This window comes from Nitrosospira sp. Nsp13 (assembly GCF_900101945.1).
Lineage (GTDB): Bacteria > Pseudomonadota > Gammaproteobacteria > Burkholderiales > Nitrosomonadaceae > Nitrosospira > Nitrosospira multiformis_D.
Window position 1 is genome coordinate 61,905 of the sequence record NZ_FMVD01000002.1, and the last position, 25,720, is coordinate 87,624.

Below are 25,720 nucleotides of genomic sequence, written 5' to 3' on the forward strand. Positions count from 1 at the left end.
GGAAGCGGGGAGTGCATTTGCCGTCGGGTTTGAGTTATAAAGCGAGCAGCGGGACGCCTGGTGATTAAAAAATTGAGATGGCAAGTGCAACTGCCAGGCGGACATCCGAATGTTTCATAAATTGAAATCCGGGCCAAGCGCTCTTGCATGAAAACGCAGGTGGCCTTCGATAAATGTGCTGATGAAAAAATAACTGTGATCGTAACCTGCACGCAGGGTGATTTGCGCCGGATAATTGACTGTCTTGCAGACGGCGATAAGACGTTCGGTTTTCAGTTGCTCGATCAGGAATTCATCCGCGTCACCCTGGTCGACCATCATTGGCAAGTGTTCCGATGCCCGTGAAGCCTCAATCAGCAATGATGCATCATAGCCCCGCCAGTTCTCTACATCGTCGCCCAGGTAGTGGCCAAAGGCTTTCTTGCCCCAGGGACTGGTCGTCGGATTGGCGATAGGCGAGAAGGCGGATACCGATTGATAGCGCTGTGGGTTACGCAAGGCAATGACCAGCGCGCCATGCCCGCCCATGGAATGTCCACAAATCGATCGCCGATCGTTTACAGGAAAGTGTTGTTCAATCAGGGCCGGAAGCTCATCGACGACATAATCATACATCCGGTAATGGTGACTCCAGGGCGCCTGGGTTGCGTTCACGTAAAAGCCTGCGCCTAATCCCAAGTCATAGGCAGCGTCCGGAGCGCTTGCAACGCCGTTTCCTCGTGGACTGGTATCCGGAATAACCAGCGCAACGCCAAGTTCTGCCGCGACACGTTGAGCACCGGCTTTGAGGGTGAAATTTTCATCGGTACAGGTTAATCCCGATAGCCAATAAATCGCCGGTACTTTCTTGTTATGGCTTATTCCGGGTGGGAAAAAAATGGAAAAATTCATTTCGCAATTCAGCGATTCTGAACGGTGCCTGTAGCGCTTTTGCGATCCATCGAATAACAGATGGGATGAGAGGAGCTTCAATTCCGGCATATCCTGAATCCTCAATACGTAGTTCAGCCGGGGAAACTTCGGCGAGTCCCCGATTCTGCCAGCAGGGCGCGACCTGGTTTTGTGGGATGAGTCAAACGCGTGCTGATGATTTATCTGTTGAAATGAATCACGGTACGAATGGATTTTCCCTCGTGCATCAGGTCAAATGCTGTATTGATATCGTCGAGCCCCATGGTGTGAGTAATGAAAGTGTCGAGCTCAAATTCTCCATCAAGATAGCGCTGCACGTAGCCTGGAAGTTCAGTGCGGCCCTTTACTCCGCCAAATGCCGAGCCACGCCATACACGTCCTGTTACCAACTGAAATGGACGGGTACAGATTTCCTCACCCGCACCGGCAACACCGATTATCACTGACTCACCCCAACCTTTGTGGCAGCATTCCAGTGCGGAACGCATGACTTTGACGTTACCGATACATTCGAAGGAAAAATCCACGCCGCCGCCAGTCATTTCGATAATGACATCTTGAATCGGCCTGGTAAAATCCTTGGGATTCACTATATCGGTGGCGCCCAGTTGACGTGCTATCTCAAATTTTCCCGAATTGATGTCGATCGCGATAATGCGCCCGGCTTTGGCCATTACCGCCCCTATTATCACGGCCAGACCAATACCGCCGAGCCCAAAAACCGCAACGGTGTCGCCTTCCTTCACTTTCGCGGTTTTGGCAACGGCACCCAAGCCTGTCGTTACACCGCATCCGAGCAGACAGACCTTTTCCAGGGGTGCCTTCTTGTTGATTTTTGCCAGTGAGATCTCGGGTATCACCGTATATTCGGAGAAGGTTGAAGTGCCCATATAGTGATAGATGGGTTTTCCATTCTTAAAAAAACGCGTGGTGCCGTCGGGCATCAGCCCTTGCCCCTGAGTAGCACGTATCGCCTGACAAAGATTGGTCTTGCCCGATTTGCAGAATTTGCACTCGCCGCATTCGGGCGTGTAGAGCGGGATAACATGGTCGCCCACAGCCACGCTGGTTACGCCCTCCCCCAAAGCCTCAACGATGCCTCCTCCTTCATGACCGAGGATAGCGGGGAACTTGCCTTCGGGATCACTTCCCGACAGGGTGAATGCGTCCGTATGACATACCCCCGTGGCCACGATACGCACCAGTGCTTCGCCTTTTCGTGGGGGCATCAGGTCAACTTCTTCGATACTGAGCGGTTGTCCTGGACTCCAGGCAACCGCTGCCCGTGTTTTAATCGTTTCCATATCGTCTGTTCTCCGTTTCTTCTCTCGCTATCATGGCATCGCCGCATGAAATGAGTATCGAACAAAGTATTCGATATTCAGCACTGTTTTGATGGTTCATGTCACGTTATAGCATGTTGTGATTCGCATGAACATTGCTTTTTCAGGTAAGCCGTCCTATGATAAATATGAGGTTGGTTTAAATTTCCATCCTCCCTGAGGGGTGATTATCTTACAAACTTTTAGGAGATCATGATGCGACGAATCTACTTTCTTGTTCCCGATATCGCCATTACCAAACGTATTGTCGACGAGCTGCTTCTGGCACGAATCGACGAGCGGCATATCCATGTGGTCGCAAAGCGCGGTACAGAGCTTGAGGATCTGCCGGAAGCCAATCTCCTTCAGAGAACCGATTTTATTCCCGCCGTGGAACGTGGACTCGCGCTCGGCGGGTCGGCTGGCGCACTCGCCGGATTGGTCGCACTAGCGCTTCCTCCTGCCTCAACGGTCATCGCGGGGGGTGTTCTGCTGGCGAGCGCACTCGCCGGAGCGGGAGTTGGCGCATGGGCAGGCGGCCTGATAGGCGTAAGCACCGCCAGTTCGAGGATCAAGCAGTTCGAAGCGGCGATTGAGGCGGGTCAACTACTGGTTCTGGCCGACGTGCCGAAGGGCAGGGTTGAGGATATTGAGGCCCGTATAAAAGCGCATTTGCCTACTGTGGAGATTGAGGGAACAGAACCGATCATACCGGCGTTCCCCTGATCAGCGGATCAGGGGTTACCAGGGTTATACGGGCAGCTCCTGGAACTGCCGCATAAAGCGGCGATCAATCCGGTCTTTCCATCGCCAGAAATGCGTGGAATGCGCCGCCATGCACCCGTAAGAGGCGACCGCACGCCCGTCTGCGGTGCCGATGAGACTCAGGCTGTAGCGTTGTGGCTGGTAGTCTCCAAGCACACGGCCTGACAGATATGCGCGCAAGTTACCCCCCAGCGTCTTTGCCATGCGTACGGCAAAGACGCCCGACTTTGGCAACTTTTGATGTTCAATGGCCGCTACATCCCCTGCCGCAAAAATCCAGGGATAATTTATTGTCTGCAAGGTGGGTTTGATCCGAAGGAAACCTTCGGGTGTTGTGTCCAGGCCACTCTCAGCGAGCCACGCCGGTGGCGCAGTCTGCGTGGCCCAGAAGATGAAATCCGCGGTCAACAACCGTCCGTCATTAAGACGCACCTTATCCGGCGTCACTTCCACCACTTGGGCATTGATAATTGCGGTCAATTTCCGCTCCCGCAGCAGCCTGGTAAGAATACGCTGTGCACGCAAATTGTGCCCCGGTAACAGATGTGGTCCACGGTGAATAATAACGAATTCAGCCTTGGCCCGAAGCTGTGAATGCATGGCGAGCGCGAGTTCCACTCCGCCTGCGCCGCCACCCACGATAACGATTTGCGGTGGATGCATGCTGTTCCATGCGGCAGCCTTGACGCTTTCCCAGCCTGCCAGCAGGCACGACACGGGTTTGGAGGGAATCACTCGTTGATCTATCCCCGCTATGGTGCTCATGCAGGGTGTGCCGCCCACGTTAATGGAAACCAGATCGGTGGGCAAAGGTGAAGTCCCATCGCCAATCAGCACGTGCTTCCGCCCGAGATCCAGTCCGCACACTCTTGCATGGATGAACCGTGCGCCAGCGAAACTACATAATCGCCGCAAGTCGATGTGCATTTCCGCCCAGCCATAAACGCCGCCTATATGACCGGGCAGCATTCCAGAGTAGGCTGCGTGCTCTATGTCGCTTACCATGGTCAAACGAACATCGCATAGCGGTTCTTCGCCGAACTTTCGCAGTAACAGGACGTGGGCGTGCCCGCCCCCTATGAGCGTCAGTTCGCGGGAGCCAGGAAGGCTATGTGAGGGGGTGGCAACAACAGTTGAAATAGCTTGTTTCCCGCATCAAGGTTTTAGTTTTGCCCATGCTGGTTTATCATACTTGGTTAGACTGGAGGATTATCAAGATGGCAGGGCTAAGCAAAGATACCCCCAATCCCACTGAAATAAAATTACATCGAAAGTCCAGGTTGCTGGAAATTTCTTTTGGAGACGGTAAAACCTTCCGGATTCCCTGTGAATTTCTCCGGGTTTATTCGCCTTCTGCGGAAGTGCGTGGGCATAGCCCGGGGCAGGAGGTGCTGCAAGTGGGCAAGAAGGACGTGAACATCAATCATATCGAACCGGTGGGTAATTACGCAATCCAGCTAACTTTTTCCGATGGTCATAATACGGGTCTGTATTCATGGGATTTACTCTATGACTACGGTCTGCATCAGGATAAAATGTGGCAACGGTATCTAGACCGAATGGAAGAAGCGGGTGTAAGTCGCGAGCCGGTTACGGGTGTGCGAGCATCGAATAAGCTACCCGAATCAAGATAATTTTAATTGTCGCACGATAAAAACGTGTATTTTCTATATAGAAACTGAAAATTTATGACGAAAACTACCCATTTCGGCTTTGCAGCCGTTCCTGAAACAGAAAAGGCGCGCAAGGTCGCAGGTGTATTCGATTCGGTGGCGGAACGCTACAACCTGATGAATGATCTCATGTCAGCGGGTATGCACCGGTTGTGGAAGCGTTTTGCCGTGGAAACAAGTGGGATCAAGAGAGGTGGCCGGGTACTCGACATTGCTGGCGGCACCGCTGACTTGAGCGCGTTGTTCGTGGAGCAAGTCGGCGAAGGTGGCGAAGTCTGGCTCACCGACATCAATAATGCCATGCTCACGATAGGCCGCGACCGCCTGCTGGATGAAGGCGCGGCTGTATCGGTAGCGCAGTGCGATGCGGAAAAACTACCGTTTCCAAACGATTATTTCGATTGCGTGAGCGTAGCCTTCGGTCTCAGAAACATGACCCGCAAAGACGCGGCATTGAAAGAAATGCTGCGTGTACTCCGGCCCGGCGGATGTGTCATCGTGCTTGAGTTCTCCAAGATATGGAAACCGCTGCAACCACTTTACGATATCTACTCATTCAAGGTACTGCCGGCAATGGGTAAGCTCGTTGCCAAAGATCAGGATAGCTATCGCTATCTCGCTGAATCCATTCGTGTACATCCCTCTCAGGAAGAATTGAAACGATTGATGCAGCACGCAGGATTCGAGCGCGTCGAGTATTTTAATCTGGCTGCCAGCGCGGTTGCGCTGCATCGTGGCTACAAATTCTAGTGCAGTGCGTCCGCGCACAAAAAAACACCCCCCAGTATTGATTTGAAAGCACCTCAGTAAGGTTTCATTCCCCGTTATCCTTACGCTTTCTCGCGTTTAGCGTCGAAACTGGCCCTTGCACGCTTCGATATCCTTTTCACAGGGCTATATGTGTGTAAGCGTACATACGAATCTGATCACGATATCTATTATTTATTCCTCGCTTACCTGCTGCTTGAGGCTACGTGAGCTGAGTGCCCGCGCAGGTGTCAATTCTATTTAATCAGATTAAGTCCTTTTCGAGGGCTTCCATGGGATGACTGCCGCCCGTCACGTCGTACTCTTGTTTGGCGAAATTTTGATAGACCGGTTTCCCGGCCAGGAGGCCCTAGGTGGTGCGCCGTTCAATGTGGCCTGGCATTTGCACGCTTTTGGCAGTGTGCCGGTCCTGGTCACCCGGATAGGACAGGATGATGTGGGCGCACGCTTATTGCAGGCCCTGGAAAGCGCCGGGCTTTCGATACATGGCGTCCAGCTTGATTCCATATACCCCACGGGTGTAGTGGATGTAACACTTACCGCTGACGGTCACAGGTTCGATATTCTTCCCGATCGTGCTTATGACCATATTCATCCCCGCTTGGCTCGAATGACCGCTTTGGCCGCAAACCCGGAACTGGTCTATTTTGGGACATTGGCCCAGCGTGCCAACTCACATCGAGCCCTGCGCCACCTGTTGCGCGCGGCAGGGGGGCGGCGCTTTTTTGATGTTAATTTGCGTAATCCCTGGATATCCGCGGAGAAGCTGGACTGGTCACTGCAACATGCGGATTTTGTCAAAGCCAATGATACTGAGCTTGAAAGTATTACGCGGCTACTCGACCTGGAAGCGGCATCCGCCAAAGTCCAGGCAAAAGCGCTGGTTCAGCGATATCAACTGCGGGGACTGCTCATAACCTGTGGTGCGGCAGGTGCCTGGTGGCTGGATGATTCGGCACAAGTGACAGAGATGGCGACTGATCCCATAGCGGGTATTCGTGACACGGTAGGTGCCGGTGACGCATTCTCCGCGGTTTTCATGCTCGGGCTGTTGCATGACTGGACGGTACCGGTCACCTTGCAGCGGGCACATCATTTCGCTGGAGCCATATGCCGGATACGTGGCGCGATTCCAGAGCACAACGATTTCTATAAGCCATTCCTTGAAGAATGGTCGGAGCACGGATGAAAGAATTATATGTGCTGATGCTAAGTCTCCATGGGCTGATTCGGGGGAATGATCTGGAACTTGGGCGCGATGCGGATACCGGCGGTCAAATCTTGTACGTCGTGGAGTTGGCCCGGTCACTTGCTCGTCAACGACAAGTAGGCAAGGTCGATTTGCTGACCCGGCGGATAGAAGATTCTGCCATATCGGCGGACTACGCCTGTCCTGAGGAAATCCTGGGCGATCACGCCCGGATTATTCGCCTTCGATGCGGGCCCCGTCGCTACCTGCGTAAGGAAAGTCTTTGGCCTTATCTCGACCAGCTGGTGGATCGTGTATTGCTTTTTCTGCGTGAGCAGAAGCGCTTACCCGATGTTATCCACAGCCATTATGCCGATGCCGGATATGTTGGAATGCAGCTCTCTCAATTGCTGGGTATTCCGCAGATCCACACCGGTCACTCGCTTGGACGCAGCAAACAGCAGCATCTGCTTGCGCAAGGCCGTAAACCACAGGCGTTGGAACGTCAGTTTAATTTTCACCGGCGCATCGCTGCCGAGGAAGCTGTATTGCAGCAAGCCAGCTTGATCATAACCAGCACGCCTCAGGAGAGTGCTGAGCAATATGGTTTATATACTAATTATCAGCCCGAACGTGCGGTTGTTATCCCGCCCGGGACCGATATATCGCGCTTTGCCCCGCCCAGCCGCCGGATTCCTCTAGAACCGGAGGTCGCCAGACTCATTGACCGCTTCCTGGTGCAGCCGCGAAAGCCTCTGATATTGACGATTTGCCGTCCGGAAATGCGAAAAAATCTCGGCGCTTTAATCGCCGCTTTTGGCAGTTCACCTGCACTGCATGAAAAGGCTAACCTTGCTATTGTGGCCGGCAACCGTGAAGACATCCGCAAACTTGAGGCTGCCCAGACTGAGGTGATGACCAATCTATTGCTCGATATTGATCAATACGATCTGTGGGGTAAGGTTGCCCTGCCAAAGCAGCATAAACCCATCGATGTCGCTGGATTCTACCGGCTTGCAGCCCAACGCCGAGGCGTATTCGTCAACCCGGCGCTCACTGAGCCGTTCGGCCTGACTTTGCTTGAAGCGGCTGCCAGCGGCCTTCCGATCGTGGCTACCGAAGATGGTGGACCACGAGATATCGTTGGCCATTGCAAAAATGGGGTGCTGGTTAATCCCTCGGATATCCCTGCGATAGCGGAAGCCATCGAATATGTACTGGCTGAGCCGCGTCGTTGGCAGCGCTGGGCGCGCAACGGCATCACAGGAGTAAAAAATCACTACACCTGGGATGCGCACGTCAAGAAGTACCTGCACGTTTTATCCCGTTTGCTGCACCACGAGCGAAAGCAAATCCGGCGGGACATGGCCATATACCGGCCGCAACGGCATCCCCTGCCATTGGTCTCGCAGATGCTAATAAGTGATATAGATAATACCCTGCTTGGAGATCGCGCCGCCCTACGCCGCTTTCTTGCCACACTGCGCGCCACGCCGCCAAACCTGGGTTTCGGTATCGCGACCGGCCGTACATTGAAAAGTACATTGAAGATATTAAAGGAATGGGGGGTGCCATTACCAGACATACTGATTACAGCGGTCGGCAGCGAGATAAATTATGGTCTGGAACTCCGGCCTGATATTGGATGGCAGAATCTGATCAGATACTCATGGCGTCGCGATGCGGTGGAAGAGGCGCTGCGCGAAGTACCCGGACTCATCCTGCAATCGCCAGAAAATCAGCGTGAATTCAAGCTCAGTTACAATGTCGACCCCGAGGCGTTGCCGCCAATTTCTAAAATTCGCGCCTTGTTGCGCGAGCAGAAACTGTCTGCCAATTTGATCTACTCTCGTCAGGCTTTTCTGGACATTTTGCCTTTGCGTGCCTCCAAGGGACGAGCAATACGCTATCTTGCTTACAAGTGGGGATTGCCATTACGTGCTTTTCTGGTAGCAGGTGATTCTGGTAACGACCATGAAATGCTGATCGGAGATACACTCGGCGTCGTGGTTGCCAATCACAGCCCTGAACTTGCGAGCCTGAGGGGGAACGAACAGATTTATTTCGCTAATGCCCGTTATGCGGACGGTATTGCAGAGGGCATGTCGTACTATGCATTTGGTATCCCCATCCTGGAGACCGAGAATGATCCAAAAATTTGATGCCTGGGCCGTAGACCATCGTGATGAGTTACATGCACTTTTGCGTAAATGGTTCGAGCTGGAACGTCCGCTTCTTCTGCGCTCGGATTTGCTTGAGGCCTTTGACCTGGTGCGAGATTTTCATCCCCAGCCTCTTGTTAACACTCCCTTGCACGAACTGGTCAAGTACCTGCAGGAAGCGATTTGCCGTCCTCCCATGGTCTACCTGGCGCTACGTGAGGGCGCGGGGCACTGGTCCTACGCGCGCATTCACCAGCAACGACTGATACTCGAGATTATCAGTGTTTCCGATTATCTCGCTTTTAAGGAGTTGCTGGTGCGTCCGGATAGCGCGCATGAACCGGTACTGGAATTGGACTTTACCCCTTTTAACCGCAATTTTCCGAGACTTAAAGAAATCAAGTCGATTGGCCAAGGTGTAAGGTTTCTTAACAGGCAATTGGCTGGCACCCTATTCACTCAATCCGGCACAGGAACAGCCAAATTGTTGCATTTTTTGACAGTGCATTCCATGGATGGCCAGCAACTCATGCTCCATGGCAACTTTGCCGACGTAGCGGCGCTGCGCACGGGTTTGCGTCGCGCGCTTGATTTGCTCGATACCTATACTGAGGATGCTCCCTGGCAGGCGATTGCCGAGCCGCTGAGCGGATTGGGCTTCGCACCCGGTTGGGGCAACTGTGTCATGCGGGTAAGTGAAACCATGGGTTTATTGGTAGACATTCTTGAAGCGGCCTCGCCACAGATACTTGAGAATTTTCTGGCGCGCATTCCAATGGTCTCCAAGTTATTGATTCTGTCACCACATGGCTATTTCGGGCAGGACAATGTACTGGGATTGCCGGACACTGGCGGTCAGGTCGTATATATTCTCGATCAGGTACGTGCGCTGGAACGGGAAATGAGCGAGCGTCTTATTTTGCAAGGGATAGAGGCGCAGCCCAAAATCCTGATATGCACACGTCTGATTCCTGAGGCAGGAGAAACATTGTGCAACCAACCGCTAGAAAAAGTCCACGGTACTCAGAATTCCTGGATCGTACGGGTACCATTCCGAAAGGAAAATGGAGAAATTATTCGACACTGGATATCTCGTTTTGAGATTTGGCCCTACCTTGAGAATTTCGCCCACGACGTTGAACGGGAAGCGCTGGCGCAGCTGAGTGGGAGTCCCGATCTGGTGATAGGCAATTACTCGGATGGTAATCTGGTCGCCTCGCTGATTTCCAAACGAACCGGTGTAACGCAATGCAATATCGCGCATGCATTGGAACAGAGCAAATATCTCCATTCCGCCTTACACTGGCGGGAGAATGAAGCTCAATACCATTTCGATTGCCAGTACACGGCGGATCTCATCGCGATGAACAGCGCGGATTTCATTATTACCAGCACCTATCAGGAAATTGCCGGTACGCCTCATACGGTTGGTCAATATGAGACCTACCAGAACTACACCATGCCCGGCCTATATCGGGTCGTAAACGGTATAGATCTTTTCGATCCCAAATTCAATATTGTTTCCCCAGGTGCCGACGCCGAGGTGTATTTTTCGTATCTTGATCGCGAACACCGTCTGCAATCCCTGTTGCCCGATATTGAACATCTTTTGTACGCCCTTGATCCTGGCGTACCGTGGCGCGGCCATTTCAATGATCCAGCCAAACCTCTGATATTCACGATGGCGCGTCTGGACCTGGTTAAGAATCTGACTTCGCTGGCAGCTTGGTTCGCGCAGTGTCCGCAGTTATCCGATGCTGCCAACCTGTTGATTATCGGCGGGCATATTGATCCGGCTGCTTCCGCTGATAGCGAGGAACGCGCTGAAATCGACCATATGCATGCCATCATGGACGAATATAAGCTGGAAGGACGGATGCGCTGGCTCGGTACTCGCCTGGAAAAGAATCTGGCTGGCGAACTGTATCGCCACGTGGCCGACAGGCGTGGCATTTTTGTACAGCCAGCCCGATTTGAGGCATTCGGTTTGACCATTATCGAGGCGATGGCTTCCGGTCTTCCGGTGTTTGCCACTTGCTATGGCGGTCCGCGAGAGATCATTCAGCATGGGGTTTCAGGCTATCACTTCGACCCCAACGATGGTTTAGCGGCAGCCACCGCCATGGCGGATTTCTTTGCGCGCTCAGCGGCCGATCCGGATTTCTGGAATAAAGTTTCCGAAATGGCTCTGAAACGGGTCGAATCACGTTATACATGGCGTATTTATGCGGAACAGATGATGACTTTGTCGCGTATTTACGGCTTCTGGAAATTTGTCAGCAATCTGGAGCATGAAGAAACCGTACGTTATCTGAACATGTTTTATCATCTGCAGTTTCGACCCATGGCACAGGCGCTGCTCCCAAATCAGTGAGAAACTTGTTTCCCCGGCCTGTGGCTTGCGTGACGGATTGCAGGAAAATCCCCATCCCCTGAAATGTAGTGATTCTAATTTGTACGGAACACCACCTTGATAAGCGGATCATTCGCTTATGTGCTCGACCTGGCTGCAAACGCCGGAGTTGGGGCGCGACCTTCGCATGCGAGAAATTATTCGTCGATTGAATAGTAGCAAATGCTGAGTTCGGCGGGTTTTATTTCTGGCACGGTGACGCGATTCCGGCCAATCTTTCGCTGCCGGCCATGCCGGATGGGGCGACACAACAGGCACGCGAGATTGCGCCGGTGCATAAGAGCACCGGGCAATTGACTTTGTTTTAGGGGATCTCTCTCAGGTCGAGAGCGCGGTCAGGAATTTCTGACGGGATTGTTATAGCCCGGTTGCGGACTCAAGCAGTTGCGTGTTAGCTGCGTGATTTTGATTGAGCTTGGCAGCCATTTGCCGATGCAGGGCTGCTGTTTTTGTGCTTGCTTCCACGCTTTTCTCGAAATCACGGATCAGCGCCGAAGTGCGCGACTGGAGGTCTTGAGCTTGACGACCATAGAGATAGCTCTTGTTTTCATATTGCTCCAGTAGCTCTTTCTGCTCTTTCATCTTTGCCTGCATCTGCGCAGCAGTATTCTCATAGTATTTTGCAAGGAACTCATGGTCGCCGTGAGTGACGGCATTCTGAGCGGCAGCGCGGATTTCCGGGGTGTCGATTGGCTGGGCTGCAACAACCGATGAGCTTGCCGAAACCAGGACACCAATCATGGACAACGCTGCGACGACATTTCCAAATTTTGTTTTCATGGTGGCAAATCCAAATAAAGTAGGGATGATTTCATCCTACCCCAGTCAATGCCCTGAGTATATTGGGGAAACCCTGGTTTTTTACTAAGTGTTTCCCTTAGGAAAAAAACTTTGATCAACCAAGGGGCTGGGATTGACCGCAGTGATTATGCTATGCGTGAACGCCGGATGATGTCCATTTCAAATGCGGGTTGTTGCAGTTATTGATGTCAGATATTGTTTTACCACTTTCCATGTAAGCATATGTCAACTCTTCACCATAGTTAACCATCAGACATTCAGAAGATGAGATTCCTCATCCCTATTCTTTTCCTCTGCCTGTTGTACGCTATTCCCTATATTGCACAGAGCAAAGAAGATACCTCGAGGGCAGCTCGATCCATCAACCAGCTCCAGCAGGAACTTGAAAAGATTCTCGAAGACACACGCACGCCAGGGCTGTCGGTTGCGATCGTACATGGAGACGGTCCGGAGTGGATTGCAGGCCTTGGCAGAGCCGACGTGTCCAATAATCGACCAGCGACACCGGAAACGCTGTTTCGCATTGGTTCCGTCTCCAAAGCATTTGCTTCGCTATCGATCCTCAAGTTAGCCAATGAGAACAGACTTTCCCTGATGGACCCAGTGCATAAGTTGGTTCCCGAGGTGTGGTTCGAAAATCATTGGGAGGCGGACAATCCGGTCAGAGTCGTCGATTTGCTGGAGCACACTACTGGCTGGGACGACCTGCATTTGCACGAATATGCGAAAGACGCCTCAAAGCTTGATTTGCGCGAAGAACTTGATTATGGTCGCCGCTCACGAATCTCCCGTTGGCCGCCGGGAACTCGCATGGCATATAGCAACTCCGGATCCGCCGTTGCTGCTTATATTGTCGAGAAGCTCGCGGGACAACGATTCGAAGATTTTGTCGTGCAAAACTTCTTCGGCCCTATCGGCATGAAAACAGCGACATATTTTCCGCCCACATCGGCGACTCTTACGGCACTCTATCATCTCGATGGTAAAACACCTTATCCCTACCGGAACATTCTCTACCGTCCATCAGGCGCGATAAACGCTTCTGCCAAAGACATGGCAGCTTATCTCTCGTTCTACCTTCACCGTGGCACCGTAAATGGCGTGCAGGTGATGCCAGCCGCCTCCATTGATCGTATGAGGGTTCCAACGCGCACCTGGGCAGCCCGGGAAGGGCTCAAAAATGGATATGGACTCGGCAGTTACTCCAGCGTCCAGGATGGATTCGTTTATCACGGGCACAACGGCGGTGTCGATGGTGGCTTAACAGAGCTGGCCTATTTACCGGACTCTGGTGTGGGCTATTTCTACAGTATCAATACGGGTAATGGTGACGCCGCCATGAAAATCGGTGAGGCTATTCGGGCATACATCACACGGGAATTACAGAAACCAACTTTGCCCACAGTTGCCCCCCTTCCCGCGAATGCCAGTTCCTACGCAGGTTGGTACATCCCAAACTCGCCGCGCGCGAAAATTGATTACTTTGCCGAGCGCCTGATGGGCATGACTCATGTCGGCGTTGAGGATGGCAGACTACTTCTGGCTTCGCTGATAGGACCAAATCTAGTCTTGGTCCCCTCTGCTGGCATGCAATTTCGCCAACTCTCTGACCCGATTGCCACAGCCGGGTTGCTGGCACCGAATGGAGAGGGAGAATTCATTCAGTTGTACGGAGGAATGATGACGATGAAGCGCGTCCCCACCTGGATCGCCATCACCGAAATCGTGCTTGCGGCGTGGATTGCATTAGCCTTGATCTCGGTGCTCATCTATGCGCCTTTCTGGGTGCTGGGATGCATCCGGAAAAATTTCTTTCAGCCGGCGGAGCGCGCTATCCTTGGCTTCCCATTGTTTGCCGTGTTGAGTGCCGTGATTGCGGTTGTCATAGGTTTTTTCGTATTCAACAGCGGTAACGTAATATCGCTTTTAGGAAATTTAACTATCTGGTCTGGCGGCATTTTCCTGGCAACTATTGTATTTGCTATCGCTTCCCTAACCAGCGGCCTTGTCTTGTGGCGTGCGCCAAAGTCAGGAATTCGCAGGGCTGTCCGCTGGTATTCAGCATTTGTTATCTCAGCGATGCTGGTTTCCACCGCATACCTTACCTATTGGGGTGTTATTGGTATGCGCACATGGGCGTGAAGTACCTGTTAAAAAGCATCCACTTTTGGCTCAAATCCGGTGACTTGGGGATGCCTGCCCTCTCGTTCTCAAGGCACCAGGAAATCATGGACACCGTGAAAATATGTTGCCTTGCTGCACCACGAAATGGAAGGATGTGTCGGCAGTCCATGCACACCAGTTTTTTTATTTCCCTTTCCGCTAAATGCGCTGTATGGCAGCCATCTGATGGGTAGACTGTTTCCGATTTGCCCGGACTGATTCTTTATTGATAGAATGAAAGCCCTATGTTTCATCGTTACATCTAACCGGTGCCCTGTTTTTGGGGTGGCATGAGCAACCTTGATGGAGAAGAAAGTAAACCATCGAAATGTTTTATTAGGTGCGTTTCCCGCATGCGTTTCCTTTGTACCCGGATCGCCTTCGCGGATTTGCGGGGATACCTTCTCTTTCCACCCAATTCTCGCTATATCCCCGGTAGAGGAGCGTTGCCAGCTGGCATTCCAGGTTCTGTGGCTGGTAAAAGATTAGCTAAGGAGTATTTGTGAGATTTGTGAGCATGAGAATTATAAGTATTGCAGTAATCACCACGTTCGTTTTCTCGTGGCCGGTTTTTGCCGCATCGCAGCAACCAGAGCCACCACAGTCACAGCAACCATCAGCATCACAATCATCGGATATGCATGGTGATGGCTGGCAGCTTGTTCGCTCGCTTGAGCTCGGAAACTCAGGAAACTACATCCATTTTGTCCTGATTGATAGCAAGCGGGATATGGATACGGCGGTGTATGGCGCCGCACTTAGTAAAATATGCCGGTCAGCATCCGACTTCTGCAGAGTGAGATTCTGGAATGAAAAACGCCTTGTCCCCGATACGGTTTCTTTCACTCCCGCCCAATTTAAAGGATTGAGAGCGGAATACGTATTCAACCGGGCAGGGGGTGTTCAGGAGATGCGATATGCCTGCACCGTTTTGCCAGATAAAAACCAGTGTTTTTCTCATTGATGAATATAGGTCAGTTACGATATTTTTCTTGTCGATTTTCTTGCCAACCATCGTGTAATCACTCAGTGCCAGTGAAGTTCCAGTCAAGGGGAGAAGTTTTATGCCACGCCAGTTAATAAGTTCGGGTTCCACGTTTGAACGGGAGATCGGCTATTCAAGGGCGGTAGTGGATGGCGATTGGATTTTCGTCTCTGGCACGACCGGGTTCGATTATAGCAAAATGATCATTTCAGATGATCTGGCAGAGCAGACCGAGCAATGCTTTAAAAATATTCAGGCAGCGCTGAGCGAAGCGGGATCCCATTTGCGGGATATTGTCCGGGTGACCTATGTATTGCCTGACGCGGCGGACTTCCCAAAATGCTGGCCGACCTTGCGCAAGTATCTTGGAGAGGTTAGGCCGGCGGCCATGATGATCTCAGCCGGTTTGTCCGATCCTCGAATGCGTATCGAGATCCAGGTGACGGCCCGCCGGGGTTCTGGTGCCTGACGTGTAGATTAATGGTGGTTGATGAAGTATTTTTGAGGTTGGGTGTTGCTAACAATAAATTGATTTCCAAGGAGGAATGAATGGCCGCAAAAACGAACAAGGTATTTATTAGCTTCGCACTCAGAGATATCAAATTGCGCGATCAGCTTCTCGAACAACTAAACAAGGAACAAACAGCCTTCTCGTTTGTGGATATGCCGGTCAAGCAGTCGTGGGAACCCGCCTGGAAAGAAGAGTGCCGGGATAAAGTTACCGGCTGTGACGGCGTGATCGCCCTTATTACAAAAAACGTTGTCAGGGCGGACGGGCAGCTGTGGGAGATACGCTGTGCCTATGAGGGTAGAATGCCCGTGCTGTTACTTCATGGTGACGCCGAGAAGCTGCCATCCAAATTACCTGATCCCGTGGGGGAGCGTGAGATCGAAGCGTGGAACTGGCCCGCAATTTCATCCTTCCTAAACAGACTGTAAGCGACTACCATGCAGGCGGCCCAAAGATTTAAGAAAATCGCCCGCAAAAAGTTCCGGCTGGTTCATTTTCGTTGCCTCTTGAACCAGCCGGTAAAGCGCCTTGTCCGCAGAATCTGCGCTTGCGCAGATTACAGTTTTTGCTTCAATTTTATGAATCTGACAGGGCGTCCTCGCTAATCAGAAGCGCTCACACTTTGCCGGCTCGCTTTTCAGGCTGCCCGGAACCTTCGCCAGAAATATGGATGAGACATCGCAATAGATCCATAAACAATGGGATGTATTCAGTGCAGCACACGCAAAGCCGCGACCCTTTGTTCGATCTTCTGCATCATTCCGCGGTAGGCCGGCGCATCAACCCCCCCGAACCGCCGCTTGAACTCGGCCTCGGGCATGAATTCCGGTAAATCCGACCAGACTGGCATCAAATCCGAATCTTTCAATCCTGCCGCAACGCGGCGTTGGAGTTGCTGTGCGGAGGACTCGCTTGCCACGGCCTTTTCACCAAATTTTGTGCCTGCTCGGTCAGCGGCGATATCATTGAATGAGAAGCCGCTCCCAGAGCGGGAATCCTCGACCTCCTTGTACAAACCAATCGCATCGGCTAACGTGGTATCGGCATAGGCTGCAATAGAGGCGGATACCATGAAATGCTTTGCAAAGTCTTCTCGTCCATCGATTGTAACCGTTCGACGCGCCGGACGAGGCCAGCCCGCCGCTTCCGGAAGGATCCGTTCCAAGGAAATGCCAAGCACGTAAAATGTCGTAACTAAAATCAATGCGCGGTTTTCCGCCAGGACTTCCCCATTTACCGAGCGTTCGCCTGCAAGACGCACCAATGGCGGCAGAACTTCCGCGAGTGACACCGCTGCACCATGTCGTCTGCTATTTGCGGCCAACAGGGATTGATAACGGAGCAACCGCTCACGCTCAACTTTGTCGATGACTGACGCTCGGACTTCATCAGAAACCCCCCCCCTCCCAACGATAGAAGATGCTCAATTCGTCTGGTGACATTTTAACCAGCCGGAGCGTGTCGAGTCCGGTGCGGTATTCCGGGCTATCCCGTAGCCAGCGTACAAGCTGGGGTAAAAGCATGTCTGTAAGCGCGTCGGGCAGCGAGAGTTTCCCGATATTCACCGACTGAAGTTGCGGGAGCTCGGTTGTTTCGATCAGGGTTGCTTCAAGATTCAGGTAGCCGTCAAGTGGATATCCATTCAACGGAAGACTCAGACGGATAATGGCATTGCGGTCAGCGAGTGCCAGCTGTGCGCTACCTTTCCCGAAACGGTTGGCTAGATAGTTTGCGGCTAGATCAGCGTCCGCCGGCATTATCCTGGCCGAAGCCAGCATTCCGGGGCGGACCCAGTCACGATGTGCATCGACGATCTGCTTCGCCCGTTCCATGTGTTCCGGGGTAAGGATGACCCGACGGTCGACGCGAGGGTGGTCTTCCACGGCAAGAGTTACCAGCGTCAGCACTGCCAGGGGGAGCGCCAACACCAGGGTGATAATAAAAAGCGACAGTTTTCGCATGACTATCTACAGTGATGTTTTCCGGAGCCAGCATGGTGCAGATGTGCCAAAATAATCATTCCGGGGCCGAACACAGCCTCTCACTGCTTTAACTCTAATTTTTAAAGTATAGGTAGGTATGCGAAATGGCCAGCTAAGAAATAATGGACCTGCAGGTGAAAACTCGTCCCTTACCAATACGGTCTGCCCCAATACGGGCTGCCATAATATCCATATCCAAAATAGGGATTAAAGCCGCCATATCCCCCATATCCCCATCCCCCATATCCTCCATATCCTGGATAACCGTATCCATAATAGGGACTGGCCAGATAGATAGGCCACAAATAAATGCCTTTGGACACCAGTAGCGGCAACCGGACGGTTTTCTTGCCTATAGTCCGTTCGATATCACCTTGCAGCGTTCCCGCAACGGTTATTTCCTTGTCTTTCGCATAAACTGCGGGATCAAGAAACTCGGTGCTTTTAATGACAAAGCGTCCCTCACTGGACTTGTTTAGTTGCGGACGGCCGTAGTAATTGAGAGGATAGGACAATATTTGTACGAGAGTGAAGTCCTGCTCGTTTTCCACATCGATAATTACTCCGCCCCATCTGACAGATGTATCTTTATAACTGTTCAGATTTTGGCTTGCCTGGCTATAAGAAATATCCTTTACAGGGACGTCTTTAACCGCAGACGGCAACCCGGCGCAAGCGCTCAACAACAAACAGACTAATAACGAATACTGTCTCATGTCTTTTTCCCCTCAATTATGAAAATACCGGGGATATCCGCTCCGGTTATTATCGGGTTTATCCGCAATTCCAATGAGCATGACCTGGAACCGGAATACCAACGAATACATACTTCATAAGACAGTTATAGCAGATGATGATTCCGGCATCGGCTAATAAATAGCATGGCATCAGTATGGTTATTTCAATTGCTTAGAAAATCTATCATGATCCTGTTGACTTCGTCAGGTGATTCGTTCTGGATCCAATGGCTCGAATCCCGAATTCTGTGAACACGTAAGCGGGGTGCCACCCGCTCGAGTCCTTCAAGTAGCTGGATTCCGAGCGCCGGATCAAGCTCTCCCCAGATCACAAGCGTTTCCGCATTGATGGGTGTGGAAAATGCAATTTTGCGCATATTGGCTATCGTCAGATTTGCGCGGTAGTAATTGAGTGCCGCGGTGAGCGCGCCTGGCTGCGATAGCGCTTCGATATACGCTTCGATATCCTTGTCGCTGAAGGCTCCTTTCTGGGTCGGACGCAGCTTGAACATGTCGCGTACCGCCTTGAAGTCGTTCGCTGAGAGCGCAAGCTCGGGTAAGCGTGGCAAAAGAAAGAAGAGCATATACCAGCTCTTGAACATTTGACGTGGGTGCCGCACTTCCTGGGCATAAATTTTGAGGTGTGGAGCATTGAGGATGACGAGCCGGTCCACCAGCTCGGGGTGTTTATCCGCAAATGTCCAGGCGATGATACCGCCCCAGTCATGTCCTACGATATGCGCACGGGGGTACCCGGTTGCGCGGACCAGTGCGGCGACATCCGCAACAAGGTGGTCCAATTGATAAGCATTTTGCTCGGAAGGTCTGCCCGAGAGGTTGTATCCGCGCATGTCCGGTACCCATACGGAAAAGCCCGCAGCTGCCAGCGCGGGAATCTGCCGCTGCCAGGAACGCCAATTTTCCGGAAAACCATGGAGCAGGATGACGGGTGGTCCCTCACCGGCCATAACGACGTGCAGGTCTATGCCGTCTCCGGTGACGCGCTCGTGCCGAAGCTCTATTTCTTCCAATGTACTTCCTCGCGCACTGTGATCCTCCATCCGAGGCCGATAAAGATTATCTGAACCCCTAATAGCCGCATGCAATAGGGTACGAAACAGGAGCAAGTGAATGAACCTTGATATCGATCACCGCATCCGTCATTTTGTGGTAAACCAGATATCACCATACCAGGCTGTTGCCGTTGTGCGCGTGTTATCGGTGTCGGTCATGATCGCCACGGCGTCGACGCGGCCAGGCTCTTCACCAAACAGGCGTTTGAAGTCGACGCGGACATCGCGTTTCTCCCTCACCCATTGATTGAGCCGGGCAGGGCCGGATTCCACCGCGATCATACGCGCATTATGGGTAAAAGCGTTAAGCCAGCTGCTGTCGATAGTCTGACTGTTCGACCACACATAATTGATGGCGCGCGTGCGCCAGAACATCAGTCCACCGGAGAACACCACGTAGACGCGCGCAGGGTAATCATCGCCAGCGCGGGTATGCTCATCGGCCCCCGCCAGTATGTTACCGGCTTGCCACGTCCAGTTGAGGATAGGTGTCTTGCCGAGATCGATATTTACCTCGCGATACAGTCCCGACGCGGCGGCCACGCTGTCGGCGCGCAGGGCGGTTCGTCCATCCTTGTTCTGGAATGAATAGCGGGTCTCGCCAGCGAAGGCTTTAGATTGCCAGCCACTCAGATCACCCCGTGAGAAGCGGGCAATATCAACACGATCACTCTCGGCCCACGACAGCACCGGGAAATAGACCATTACCCAGCACAGCAATTTGTAGATGCGTGTATCCATGCTTATGGTGCCCTCTCGAACAGCGATTCAATAAGAAAGGCATCATCGAAGTGCCGGCGTCCGACGAAAGCGGTGGGATGACGCCCCCACTGGCGCATTGCGCCTGGCGACCGGATGCCCATTGGCCACAAAAGAAAACGCTCGGTACGCTCTGTTCCGGCGATCAGGCCATATGCACCGAACAGGCTGCGATAACCTTCATCAGCAGGCAGGGAGCGCAGCACATCATATTCTTCCCACGCCAGCGGTTGTGCTGCTGGCAATAATCCGGGTGGCGATTCATCGTAGTAGAGTCTCTGGATGAAGTGGGTATGGCTGGCGATACGCAGCACCAGCGGTTGCCGTTCACGCGCTGGGGGCGCGGGTTGCGGCAGCATCGGAGGTTCAAAATAAAAAGAGGGAAGATCTTTTCGCAAGCGTAGCCGATGGCTCGGAAAGAATTCGTGATAGCAGCCGCAATTATGGATGGCGTCGTAAAGCCATGGCTCCCCGTCCGGACCCAAGGTTACCCGCCAATTGATACCATCGAGTTGTCCCGCGTAGATATCGTTGCCGGGGCGCGCCGGGAACCAGACAATGTAGTTAAGCTGTAGCAATACCTGATCGCCGAGACGGGTGTGTGAAACCTTGCGGTATAGCGTCGGACGGGTAAGGTCTATTACCGGTCCGTTTTTCCATTGCAGCATGCCGATCTGATCATTCTCATCAACGACATCTACTTCCCATAGCGGGGCATATGTGTCGAAAAGCTGATCAAGAGCAGCATCTGTCGGCAGCGGAATGCCGAGCGGATCAAGCGAGCGGCGTAGAATCTCGGCTGTTTGCCGGGGGTCGAGCGGGACATGGGATGACGTGGCGGACGATATGGCGGATGCAGGCACCCAACGCACCAATCTGCCGACTACCGGCAGAGAGGCCAATTCTGTGGAAAAGGTATTGCGTGTTTTGTTGTGCCAGGCCGAGATGCCGGCCGACATAATCGGTGCAGTGAGCGGATAGAGACCGAGCACCTGCCACCAGGCTACATAGTCATCCTCAACGTGAGCAACATTGCGTAACCGGGCGCGGCGCTCCGGCTGCGCAAGATCGGTGGCTACTAGCCGTTCGCGACAAGTGCTGAGTTCATAGAGCAGAGTATCTGTGGGGTAGCCCGCTATGGGTGCAGATAGATTGCGCAATTCCAGCGTACGTGCCTGGGCGTCAAGCTTGGCCATATGACCGATCCATGCCGGCCAGTGTGCGGGCTCGGTTAGTTCGTCACGCAACGATGCAAGCAGACGGGTTGTGCGCAGGTAAGGAAAACCTCGAACCGGTGATGAGCCGTGGTCGCGTACCGCCCCATGGTCAATGGCTGCATCGATTTCCTGATACAGTACGCGGCAGGTAGCCAAAGTATCCGCTATCGATGCAATGGGCCGATTTTCCGCCGTAATGCAGCCGGTCAGGAGCAGCGTGCCAAACAGCAGAACTAGTTTTGTCGTAGCTGGAATAATGTGCCCCGAATCGCTGAAATGATCCTCGTTTTCCTTCGCTGCGTGTTATCGCTTGCTCCACGTTCTTTCGCCTCCCCCGACTTGAAGATCGATGCGCACTTAGTCAGACTGAAACGATAATCATGTAGAGTAGGGGTGTTGATTATTGTACTGCTGGTACGATAAAGTTTATACAAAGAAAGGGAACACCGCAGTTTTCGACTTTTCATCGACTGTCGTATGCGGGGTGGAAGCGCAGCCAGTGACGGTTGATTGAGGAACTTGTTTTCATTATCACAATCGAATTCGGTAAGCGGCGTCTGCTCGATCTGCCTCAATGCGGTCTGATATCCCGCCATCAACCTGGGTTCCCGGCGGCTATCAGCCCCGTCGGTCTGGTGGCCAACAATTTGAGAAAACCCATTTTTCCGCCACTCCGGCCGGGGTGCTTAGGTTACTTTTTTGTCGGGAAATCTTGTACTCAGGATTGAATATGAATTTGGGCGCACGAAAAGTTATAATGTCTGTTCAACCAGCTTTCAAAAAATCTGAAAAATTAACGTCTATGCGTTCTATGCCAAAATTGCTTTTCCAAAGAAGTCCCAACCTATCCGGCGACGATGTGGCTGCAAAGCGTGAGGAGATACGCGCCTATTTTCATGCCACGCTGGATCGTTACGAGCAGCTTTTTGAGACGCTGCATGGTGATCAAGCCTATTTTAAAAAACCGATATCGTTGCGTCACCCGCTAATTTTCTACCTCGGCCATACGGCAACTTTCTTTGCTAACAAACTGTTGCTTGCGGGACTGGTAGCGGAACGAATCAATCCCAGACTTGAATCCATGTTCGCAGTCGGGGTCGACGAGATGAGCTGGGATGATCTGAATACCACCCATTACGACTGGCCGTCCGTTGAAGAGGTGCAAACCTACCGCAATGCCGTTCGCAGCATTGTCGACCGGCTCATCACCGAAACACCCCTTACCTTGCCGATTGGCTGGGACCATCCCTGGTGGACTATCCTGATGGGGATCGAGCATGAACGTATCCATCTGGAAACTTCTTCAGTGCTCATCCGGCAGCATGCGCTTGAACATGTCAGACCGCATCCCGCATGGGAACCTTGTCGGAAATCCGGCCAGGCGCCACAGAATCAATTAGTCGATGTGCCGGCGGGTCTGGTTTCTGTGGGCAAAAACAAGGCCGATCCTGTCTACGGATGGGACAATGAATATGGCCGTCATAATGCGGAAGTTGCGGCATTCCAGGCTGGCAAATATCTGGTGAGCAATCAGGAATTTCTGGCTTTCGTTGAAGCCAATGGTTATGGCATGGAAAGCTGTTGGGAAGAAGAGGGCCGTGCGTGGCAGCATCATACACGCGCAGGCTACCCTACCTTCTGGATCAGGCATGGTAGCGAGTGGCGGCTACGCTTGATGACCGAAGAAATACCGATGCCCTGGGATTGGCCGGTGGAAGTGAACTATCATGAGGCCAAAGCCTTTTGCAATTGGAAAGCCGCGACAACCGGCCAACCGTTCAGATTGCCAACAGAAGATGAATGGTATCGGCTTTATGACGTAGCCGGGTTGTCGGAGATTCCGCACTCCGAACCAGCAGCTGCCAATATCCATCTCGACCACTCCGCTTCCAGCCATCCCGTCAATGAATTTCCTCAAGGAGAATTCTACGATGTGGCCGGTAACGTCTGGCAATGGACCGAAACGCCGATTTATCCGTTCGAGGGCTTTGATATCCATCCGCATTACGACGATTTCACCACACCCACATTCGATGGACGACATAACCTCATGAAGGGAGGGTCCTGGATCTCGTGCGGCAACGAGTCGCTCAAGAGTGCCCGTTATGCCTTTCGCCGTCATTTCTTTCAGCATACCGGGTTTCGCTACGTGGTGGCCGATGCGCCAGCCGTTCAACACGATTCTCACTACGAAACCGATAAGCTGCTCTCGGAATATGCCGAGTTTCATTATGGCGATGAATATTTTGCCGTTCCCAACTTTCCGAAGGCATTGGCTGAACTGGCGATCGCTGCCATGGGTGACAAACCGGCTCATAAGGCGCTGGATCTTGGCTGTGCTTCCGGACGAGCCACTTTCGAACTGGCACGTCATTTTGACGATGTGACCGGTATTGACTTCTCTGCCCGTTTCATTGGCCAGGGAGTCCAGCTAGCGGGCCAGGGCGCGCTGCGTTATACGCTGACGGATGAGGGTGATCTCGTTTTTTATAAGGAACGTACCCTGACGGGCCTTGGTCTTGATGCCGTCAAACATAAGGTAAAGTTTTACCAGGGCGATGCCTGTAACCTCAAAACCCTGTTCAGCGGCTATGACCTGATCCTTGCCGCCAATCTGATCGATCGTCTTTATGATCCGGCCAAACTTCTCTCAAGCATTCATACACGGCTTAACCTGGGGGGGCTGTTGATGATCGCCTCGCCTTATACATGGTTGGAGGAGCATACTAGGAAGGAAGCATGGATCGGCGGATTCAAGCGGGATGGCGAAAGCTTCGGTACCCTGGATGGTCTGAAAGAAGTTCTGGGTAGTCATTTCAGATTGATTCAAGGCCCGCGAGAAGTGCCATTTGTAATTCGTGAAACCCGGCGGAAATTCCAGCATACGCTTTCAGAAATGACAATTTGGGAGCGAATTGTTTGAGTGGCAATGACGTTCCCGGCCATGATTTCAACCGCGACATCAATCGCTCAAGTACTGCTAGCCTCAAGTATGACGGGCGGCAAAGCATGTTTGGCACAGCGGAGGTCATTCCGCTATGGGTAGCGGACATGGATTTTGCCGCCCCCCCGGCCGTAACCCAGGCGCTTGCGAAACGCGCTATGCATCCGGTGTATGGCTATACCGTCTATCCGGACAGTCTGTATGAGTCGTTGATAGACTGGTTGAGGCGCCGCCATGGCTGGGACGTGCGGCGCGAGTGGATCATGATGTGCCCTGGTGTGGTCCCATCGCTGTATGCCGCTGTGATGGCTTTTGCCGAGGCGGGCGGGACGGTCATCGTGCAGCCGCCAGTGTATTTTCCTTTTTTTTCAGCCGTTACCGGTACCGGCAGACAGCTGGCATATAATTCATTGCGCCTGGCGAACAACCGTTACACCATGGATTTTGATCATCTGGAGCAATGTGCGGCGGGAGCCCGCCTGCTACTGCTATGTTCGCCGCATAATCCGGTCGGCAGGGTATGGAGTACGCGGGAGCTGAAGGACATTCTGCGAATAGCGAAGAAGCACGATCTGGTAATATTTTCAGATGAAATCCATGCCGATCTGATCTACCCCGGAAACAAATATCATGTACTTTCCATGCTGGCGGAGGCATCGGCCGGAAGTAGCGTTAATGTTGTAACCGCCGTTGCACCCAGCAAGACGTTCAATATTCCAGGGCTGAATCTTTCTGCTCTGATCGTGCCTGATCCGGAGAGTCGCAACGCACTGACCCAGGTGTTTGACACCATGCACGTCAGCGCATCCAATCCATTCAGTGTTGTCGCGTTCGAGACGGCCTACCGGGAAGGCGGGGCATGGCTGGATGAGTTGCTGATTTATCTCCAGCGGACGCGGGATTACGTAGCGGAATATCTGGCTACCAATCTTCCGGATATCCGGCTTATTGAATCGGAGGGCACCTACCTGCTATGGCTCGATTGCCGTGCGCTGACTGCTCGATTGGGAATCAATGATGCACAATTGAGGCATTTCTTCGTGCATGAAGCCGGCGTGGGCATGAGTCCCGGTACACTGTTCGGCGAGACAGGCAGCGGTTTCATGCGCATGAATATTGGCGCACCGCGCCATATTATCCAGGTAGCCCTCGAAAATATCAGGGAAGCGGAGCAAAGAACCAGGCAAGGAATGATGCCGGCCTGAGAGGTATCCCTGCCAGTCTACGTTTATTGGCAGCTCCGTCGCTTCCCCTTTATCCCATTTTTCAGAAAATATCTCTTCCCCTTCATCCTGAATCCGACAGCTGGACAGGCGGAGTTTGCGATTTCCGGGGCGCAGCGGA

Annotated in this window: 22 protein-coding genes; 12 read left to right on the top strand and 10 right to left on the bottom strand. The window is 52.6% G+C overall.

Features of this window, described 5'->3' with window-relative positions:
* Positions 1-114: 114 nt before the first annotated feature.
* Complete coding sequence (gene fghA, locus BLO43_RS03815; RefSeq protein WP_090905917.1) at positions 115-981, bottom strand: S-formylglutathione hydrolase; 867 nt, start codon at positions 979-981, stop codon at positions 115-117.
* A 110-nt stretch (positions 982-1,091) separates the two neighbouring features.
* A complete protein-coding gene (locus BLO43_RS03820) occupies positions 1,092-2,216 on the bottom strand; it encodes an S-(hydroxymethyl)glutathione dehydrogenase/class III alcohol dehydrogenase (RefSeq protein ID WP_090905918.1) in 1,125 nt (374 codons plus the stop codon).
* 234 nt (positions 2,217-2,450) lie between these two features.
* Between BLO43_RS03820 and BLO43_RS03825 the strand changes: the two genes are divergently transcribed.
* Positions 2,451-2,960, top strand: a complete 510-nt coding sequence (locus tag BLO43_RS03825) for a DUF1269 domain-containing protein (protein ID WP_090905919.1) — start codon at positions 2,451-2,453, stop codon at positions 2,958-2,960.
* A 24-nt stretch (positions 2,961-2,984) separates the two neighbouring features.
* On the opposite strand, the gene BLO43_RS03830 is transcribed toward BLO43_RS03825, so the two are convergent.
* Positions 2,985-4,139 carry an FAD-dependent oxidoreductase gene (locus BLO43_RS03830; RefSeq protein WP_090905920.1) on the bottom strand — a complete coding sequence of 385 codons (1,155 nt, stop codon included), beginning with the start codon at positions 4,137-4,139 and terminating at the stop codon, positions 2,985-2,987.
* 77 nt (positions 4,140-4,216) lie between these two features.
* Between BLO43_RS03830 and BLO43_RS03835 the strand changes: the two genes are divergently transcribed.
* The 5 genes from BLO43_RS03835 (at position 4,217) to BLO43_RS03855 (ending at position 11,165) form a co-directional block, all read left to right on the top strand.
* Entirely contained in the window at positions 4,217-4,633 is a 417-nt protein-coding gene (locus BLO43_RS03835; RefSeq protein ID WP_090905921.1) for a gamma-butyrobetaine hydroxylase family protein, read from the top strand.
* 54 nt (positions 4,634-4,687) lie between these two features.
* Positions 4,688-5,422 carry a bifunctional demethylmenaquinone methyltransferase/2-methoxy-6-polyprenyl-1,4-benzoquinol methylase UbiE gene (ubiE, locus tag BLO43_RS03840; protein ID WP_090905922.1) on the top strand — a complete coding sequence of 245 codons (735 nt, stop codon included), beginning with the start codon at positions 4,688-4,690 and terminating at the stop codon, positions 5,420-5,422.
* Positions 5,423-5,717: 295 nt separating this feature from the next.
* Positions 5,718-6,629 (top strand): carbohydrate kinase family protein, encoded by a 912-nt coding sequence (locus BLO43_RS03845; RefSeq protein ID WP_090905923.1) that lies wholly within the window; start codon positions 5,718-5,720, stop codon positions 6,627-6,629.
* A complete protein-coding gene (locus tag BLO43_RS03850) occupies positions 6,626-8,791 on the top strand; it encodes an HAD-IIB family hydrolase (protein ID WP_090905924.1) in 2,166 nt (721 codons plus the stop codon). Before BLO43_RS03845 ends, BLO43_RS03850 begins: the two co-directional genes overlap by 4 nt.
* Positions 8,775-11,165 (top strand): sucrose synthase, encoded by a 2,391-nt coding sequence (locus BLO43_RS03855; protein ID WP_090905925.1) that lies wholly within the window; start codon positions 8,775-8,777, stop codon positions 11,163-11,165. Before BLO43_RS03850 ends, BLO43_RS03855 begins: the two co-directional genes overlap by 17 nt.
* 396 nt (positions 11,166-11,561) lie before the next feature.
* Here BLO43_RS03855 and BLO43_RS03860 read toward each other — a convergent pair whose 3' ends face one another.
* Positions 11,562-11,984 carry a hypothetical protein gene (locus BLO43_RS03860; protein WP_090905926.1) on the bottom strand — a complete coding sequence of 141 codons (423 nt, stop codon included), beginning with the start codon at positions 11,982-11,984 and terminating at the stop codon, positions 11,562-11,564.
* Between the two features lie 285 nt (positions 11,985-12,269).
* Between BLO43_RS03860 and BLO43_RS03865 the strand changes: the two genes are divergently transcribed.
* The 4 genes from BLO43_RS03865 (at position 12,270) to BLO43_RS03880 (ending at position 16,092) form a co-directional block, all read left to right on the top strand.
* On the top strand, positions 12,270-14,147 hold the full coding sequence (locus tag BLO43_RS03865) for a serine hydrolase domain-containing protein (protein ID WP_090905927.1): 1,878 nt from the start codon (positions 12,270-12,272) through the stop codon (positions 14,145-14,147).
* Between the two features lie 538 nt (positions 14,148-14,685).
* Positions 14,686-15,132 (top strand): hypothetical protein, encoded by a 447-nt coding sequence (locus BLO43_RS03870; RefSeq protein WP_254773317.1) that lies wholly within the window; start codon positions 14,686-14,688, stop codon positions 15,130-15,132.
* A 100-nt stretch (positions 15,133-15,232) separates the two neighbouring features.
* Complete coding sequence (locus BLO43_RS03875; RefSeq protein ID WP_090905928.1) at positions 15,233-15,622, top strand: RidA family protein; 390 nt, start codon at positions 15,233-15,235, stop codon at positions 15,620-15,622.
* A gap of 80 nt (positions 15,623-15,702) precedes the next feature.
* Positions 15,703-16,092, top strand: a complete 390-nt coding sequence (locus tag BLO43_RS03880; protein ID WP_074633982.1) for a TIR domain-containing protein — start codon at positions 15,703-15,705, stop codon at positions 16,090-16,092.
* Positions 16,093-16,373: 281 nt separating this feature from the next.
* On the opposite strand, the gene BLO43_RS17005 is transcribed toward BLO43_RS03880, so the two are convergent.
* The 6 genes from BLO43_RS17005 to BLO43_RS03905 form a co-directional block, all read right to left on the bottom strand.
* Positions 16,374-16,955, bottom strand: coding sequence for a YfiM family lipoprotein (locus BLO43_RS17005; RefSeq protein ID WP_254773318.1), 582 nt, complete (start codon positions 16,953-16,955; stop codon positions 16,374-16,376).
* 97 nt (positions 16,956-17,052) lie between these two features.
* Positions 17,053-17,625 carry a hypothetical protein gene (locus BLO43_RS17010; protein WP_254773320.1) on the bottom strand — a complete coding sequence of 191 codons (573 nt, stop codon included), beginning with the start codon at positions 17,623-17,625 and terminating at the stop codon, positions 17,053-17,055.
* 170 nt (positions 17,626-17,795) lie between these two features.
* On the bottom strand, positions 17,796-18,362 hold the full coding sequence (locus BLO43_RS03890) for a Slp family lipoprotein (RefSeq protein ID WP_090905929.1): 567 nt from the start codon (positions 18,360-18,362) through the stop codon (positions 17,796-17,798).
* Between the two features lie 185 nt (positions 18,363-18,547).
* Positions 18,548-19,414, bottom strand: a complete 867-nt coding sequence (locus BLO43_RS03895; protein WP_217628026.1) for an alpha/beta fold hydrolase — start codon at positions 19,412-19,414, stop codon at positions 18,548-18,550.
* Between the two features lie 129 nt (positions 19,415-19,543).
* On the bottom strand, positions 19,544-20,197 hold the full coding sequence (locus BLO43_RS03900) for a DUF3047 domain-containing protein (protein WP_254773321.1): 654 nt from the start codon (positions 20,195-20,197) through the stop codon (positions 19,544-19,546).
* A gap of 2 nt (positions 20,198-20,199) precedes the next feature.
* Positions 20,200-21,588, bottom strand: coding sequence for a hypothetical protein (locus tag BLO43_RS03905; RefSeq protein ID WP_090905931.1), 1,389 nt, complete (start codon positions 21,586-21,588; stop codon positions 20,200-20,202).
* A 646-nt stretch (positions 21,589-22,234) separates the two neighbouring features.
* Here BLO43_RS03905 and ovoA point away from each other — a divergent pair.
* Both ovoA and BLO43_RS03920 read left to right on the top strand, forming a co-directional pair.
* Complete coding sequence (gene ovoA / locus BLO43_RS03915; RefSeq protein ID WP_090906085.1) at positions 22,235-24,355, top strand: 5-histidylcysteine sulfoxide synthase; 2,121 nt, start codon at positions 22,235-22,237, stop codon at positions 24,353-24,355.
* Positions 24,352-25,581: a MalY/PatB family protein gene (locus BLO43_RS03920; RefSeq protein ID WP_254773322.1), complete on the top strand. Its 1,230-nt coding sequence runs from the start codon at positions 24,352-24,354 to the stop codon at positions 25,579-25,581. Before ovoA ends, BLO43_RS03920 begins: the two co-directional genes overlap by 4 nt.
* Positions 25,582-25,720 lie beyond the last annotated feature (139 nt).

Excerpts from the sequence above, each read along its gene's own strand:
- BLO43_RS03850 (WP_090905924.1), top strand. The coding sequence starts at position 6,626 with ATGAAAGAATTATATGTGCTGATGCTAAGTCTCCATGGGCTGATTCGG.
- BLO43_RS03900 (WP_254773321.1), bottom strand. The coding sequence starts at position 20,197 with ATGGATACACGCATCTACAAATTGCTGTGCTGGGTAATGGTCTATTTC.
- BLO43_RS03855 (WP_090905925.1), top strand. The coding sequence starts at position 8,775 with ATGATCCAAAAATTTGATGCCTGGGCCGTAGACCATCGTGATGAGTTA.
- BLO43_RS03890 (WP_090905929.1), bottom strand. The coding sequence starts at position 18,362 with ATGAGACAGTATTCGTTATTAGTCTGTTTGTTGTTGAGCGCTTGCGCC.
- BLO43_RS03880 (WP_074633982.1), top strand. The coding sequence starts at position 15,703 with ATGGCCGCAAAAACGAACAAGGTATTTATTAGCTTCGCACTCAGAGAT.
- ubiE (WP_090905922.1), top strand. The coding sequence starts at position 4,688 with ATGACGAAAACTACCCATTTCGGCTTTGCAGCCGTTCCTGAAACAGAA.
- BLO43_RS03820 (WP_090905918.1), bottom strand. The coding sequence starts at position 2,216 with ATGGAAACGATTAAAACACGGGCAGCGGTTGCCTGGAGTCCAGGACAA.
- BLO43_RS03825 (WP_090905919.1), top strand. The coding sequence starts at position 2,451 with ATGCGACGAATCTACTTTCTTGTTCCCGATATCGCCATTACCAAACGT.
- BLO43_RS03870 (WP_254773317.1), top strand. The coding sequence starts at position 14,686 with ATGAGAATTATAAGTATTGCAGTAATCACCACGTTCGTTTTCTCGTGG.
- BLO43_RS17010 (WP_254773320.1), bottom strand. The coding sequence starts at position 17,625 with ATGCGAAAACTGTCGCTTTTTATTATCACCCTGGTGTTGGCGCTCCCC.
- BLO43_RS03845 (WP_090905923.1), top strand. The coding sequence starts at position 5,718 with ATGACTGCCGCCCGTCACGTCGTACTCTTGTTTGGCGAAATTTTGATA.
- BLO43_RS03875 (WP_090905928.1), top strand. The coding sequence starts at position 15,233 with ATGCCACGCCAGTTAATAAGTTCGGGTTCCACGTTTGAACGGGAGATC.
- ovoA (WP_090906085.1), top strand. The coding sequence starts at position 22,235 with ATGCGTTCTATGCCAAAATTGCTTTTCCAAAGAAGTCCCAACCTATCC.
- BLO43_RS03860 (WP_090905926.1), bottom strand. The coding sequence starts at position 11,984 with ATGAAAACAAAATTTGGAAATGTCGTCGCAGCGTTGTCCATGATTGGT.
- BLO43_RS03865 (WP_090905927.1), top strand. The coding sequence starts at position 12,270 with ATGAGATTCCTCATCCCTATTCTTTTCCTCTGCCTGTTGTACGCTATT.
- BLO43_RS03835 (WP_090905921.1), top strand. The coding sequence starts at position 4,217 with ATGGCAGGGCTAAGCAAAGATACCCCCAATCCCACTGAAATAAAATTA.
- fghA (WP_090905917.1), bottom strand. The coding sequence starts at position 981 with ATGCCGGAATTGAAGCTCCTCTCATCCCATCTGTTATTCGATGGATCG.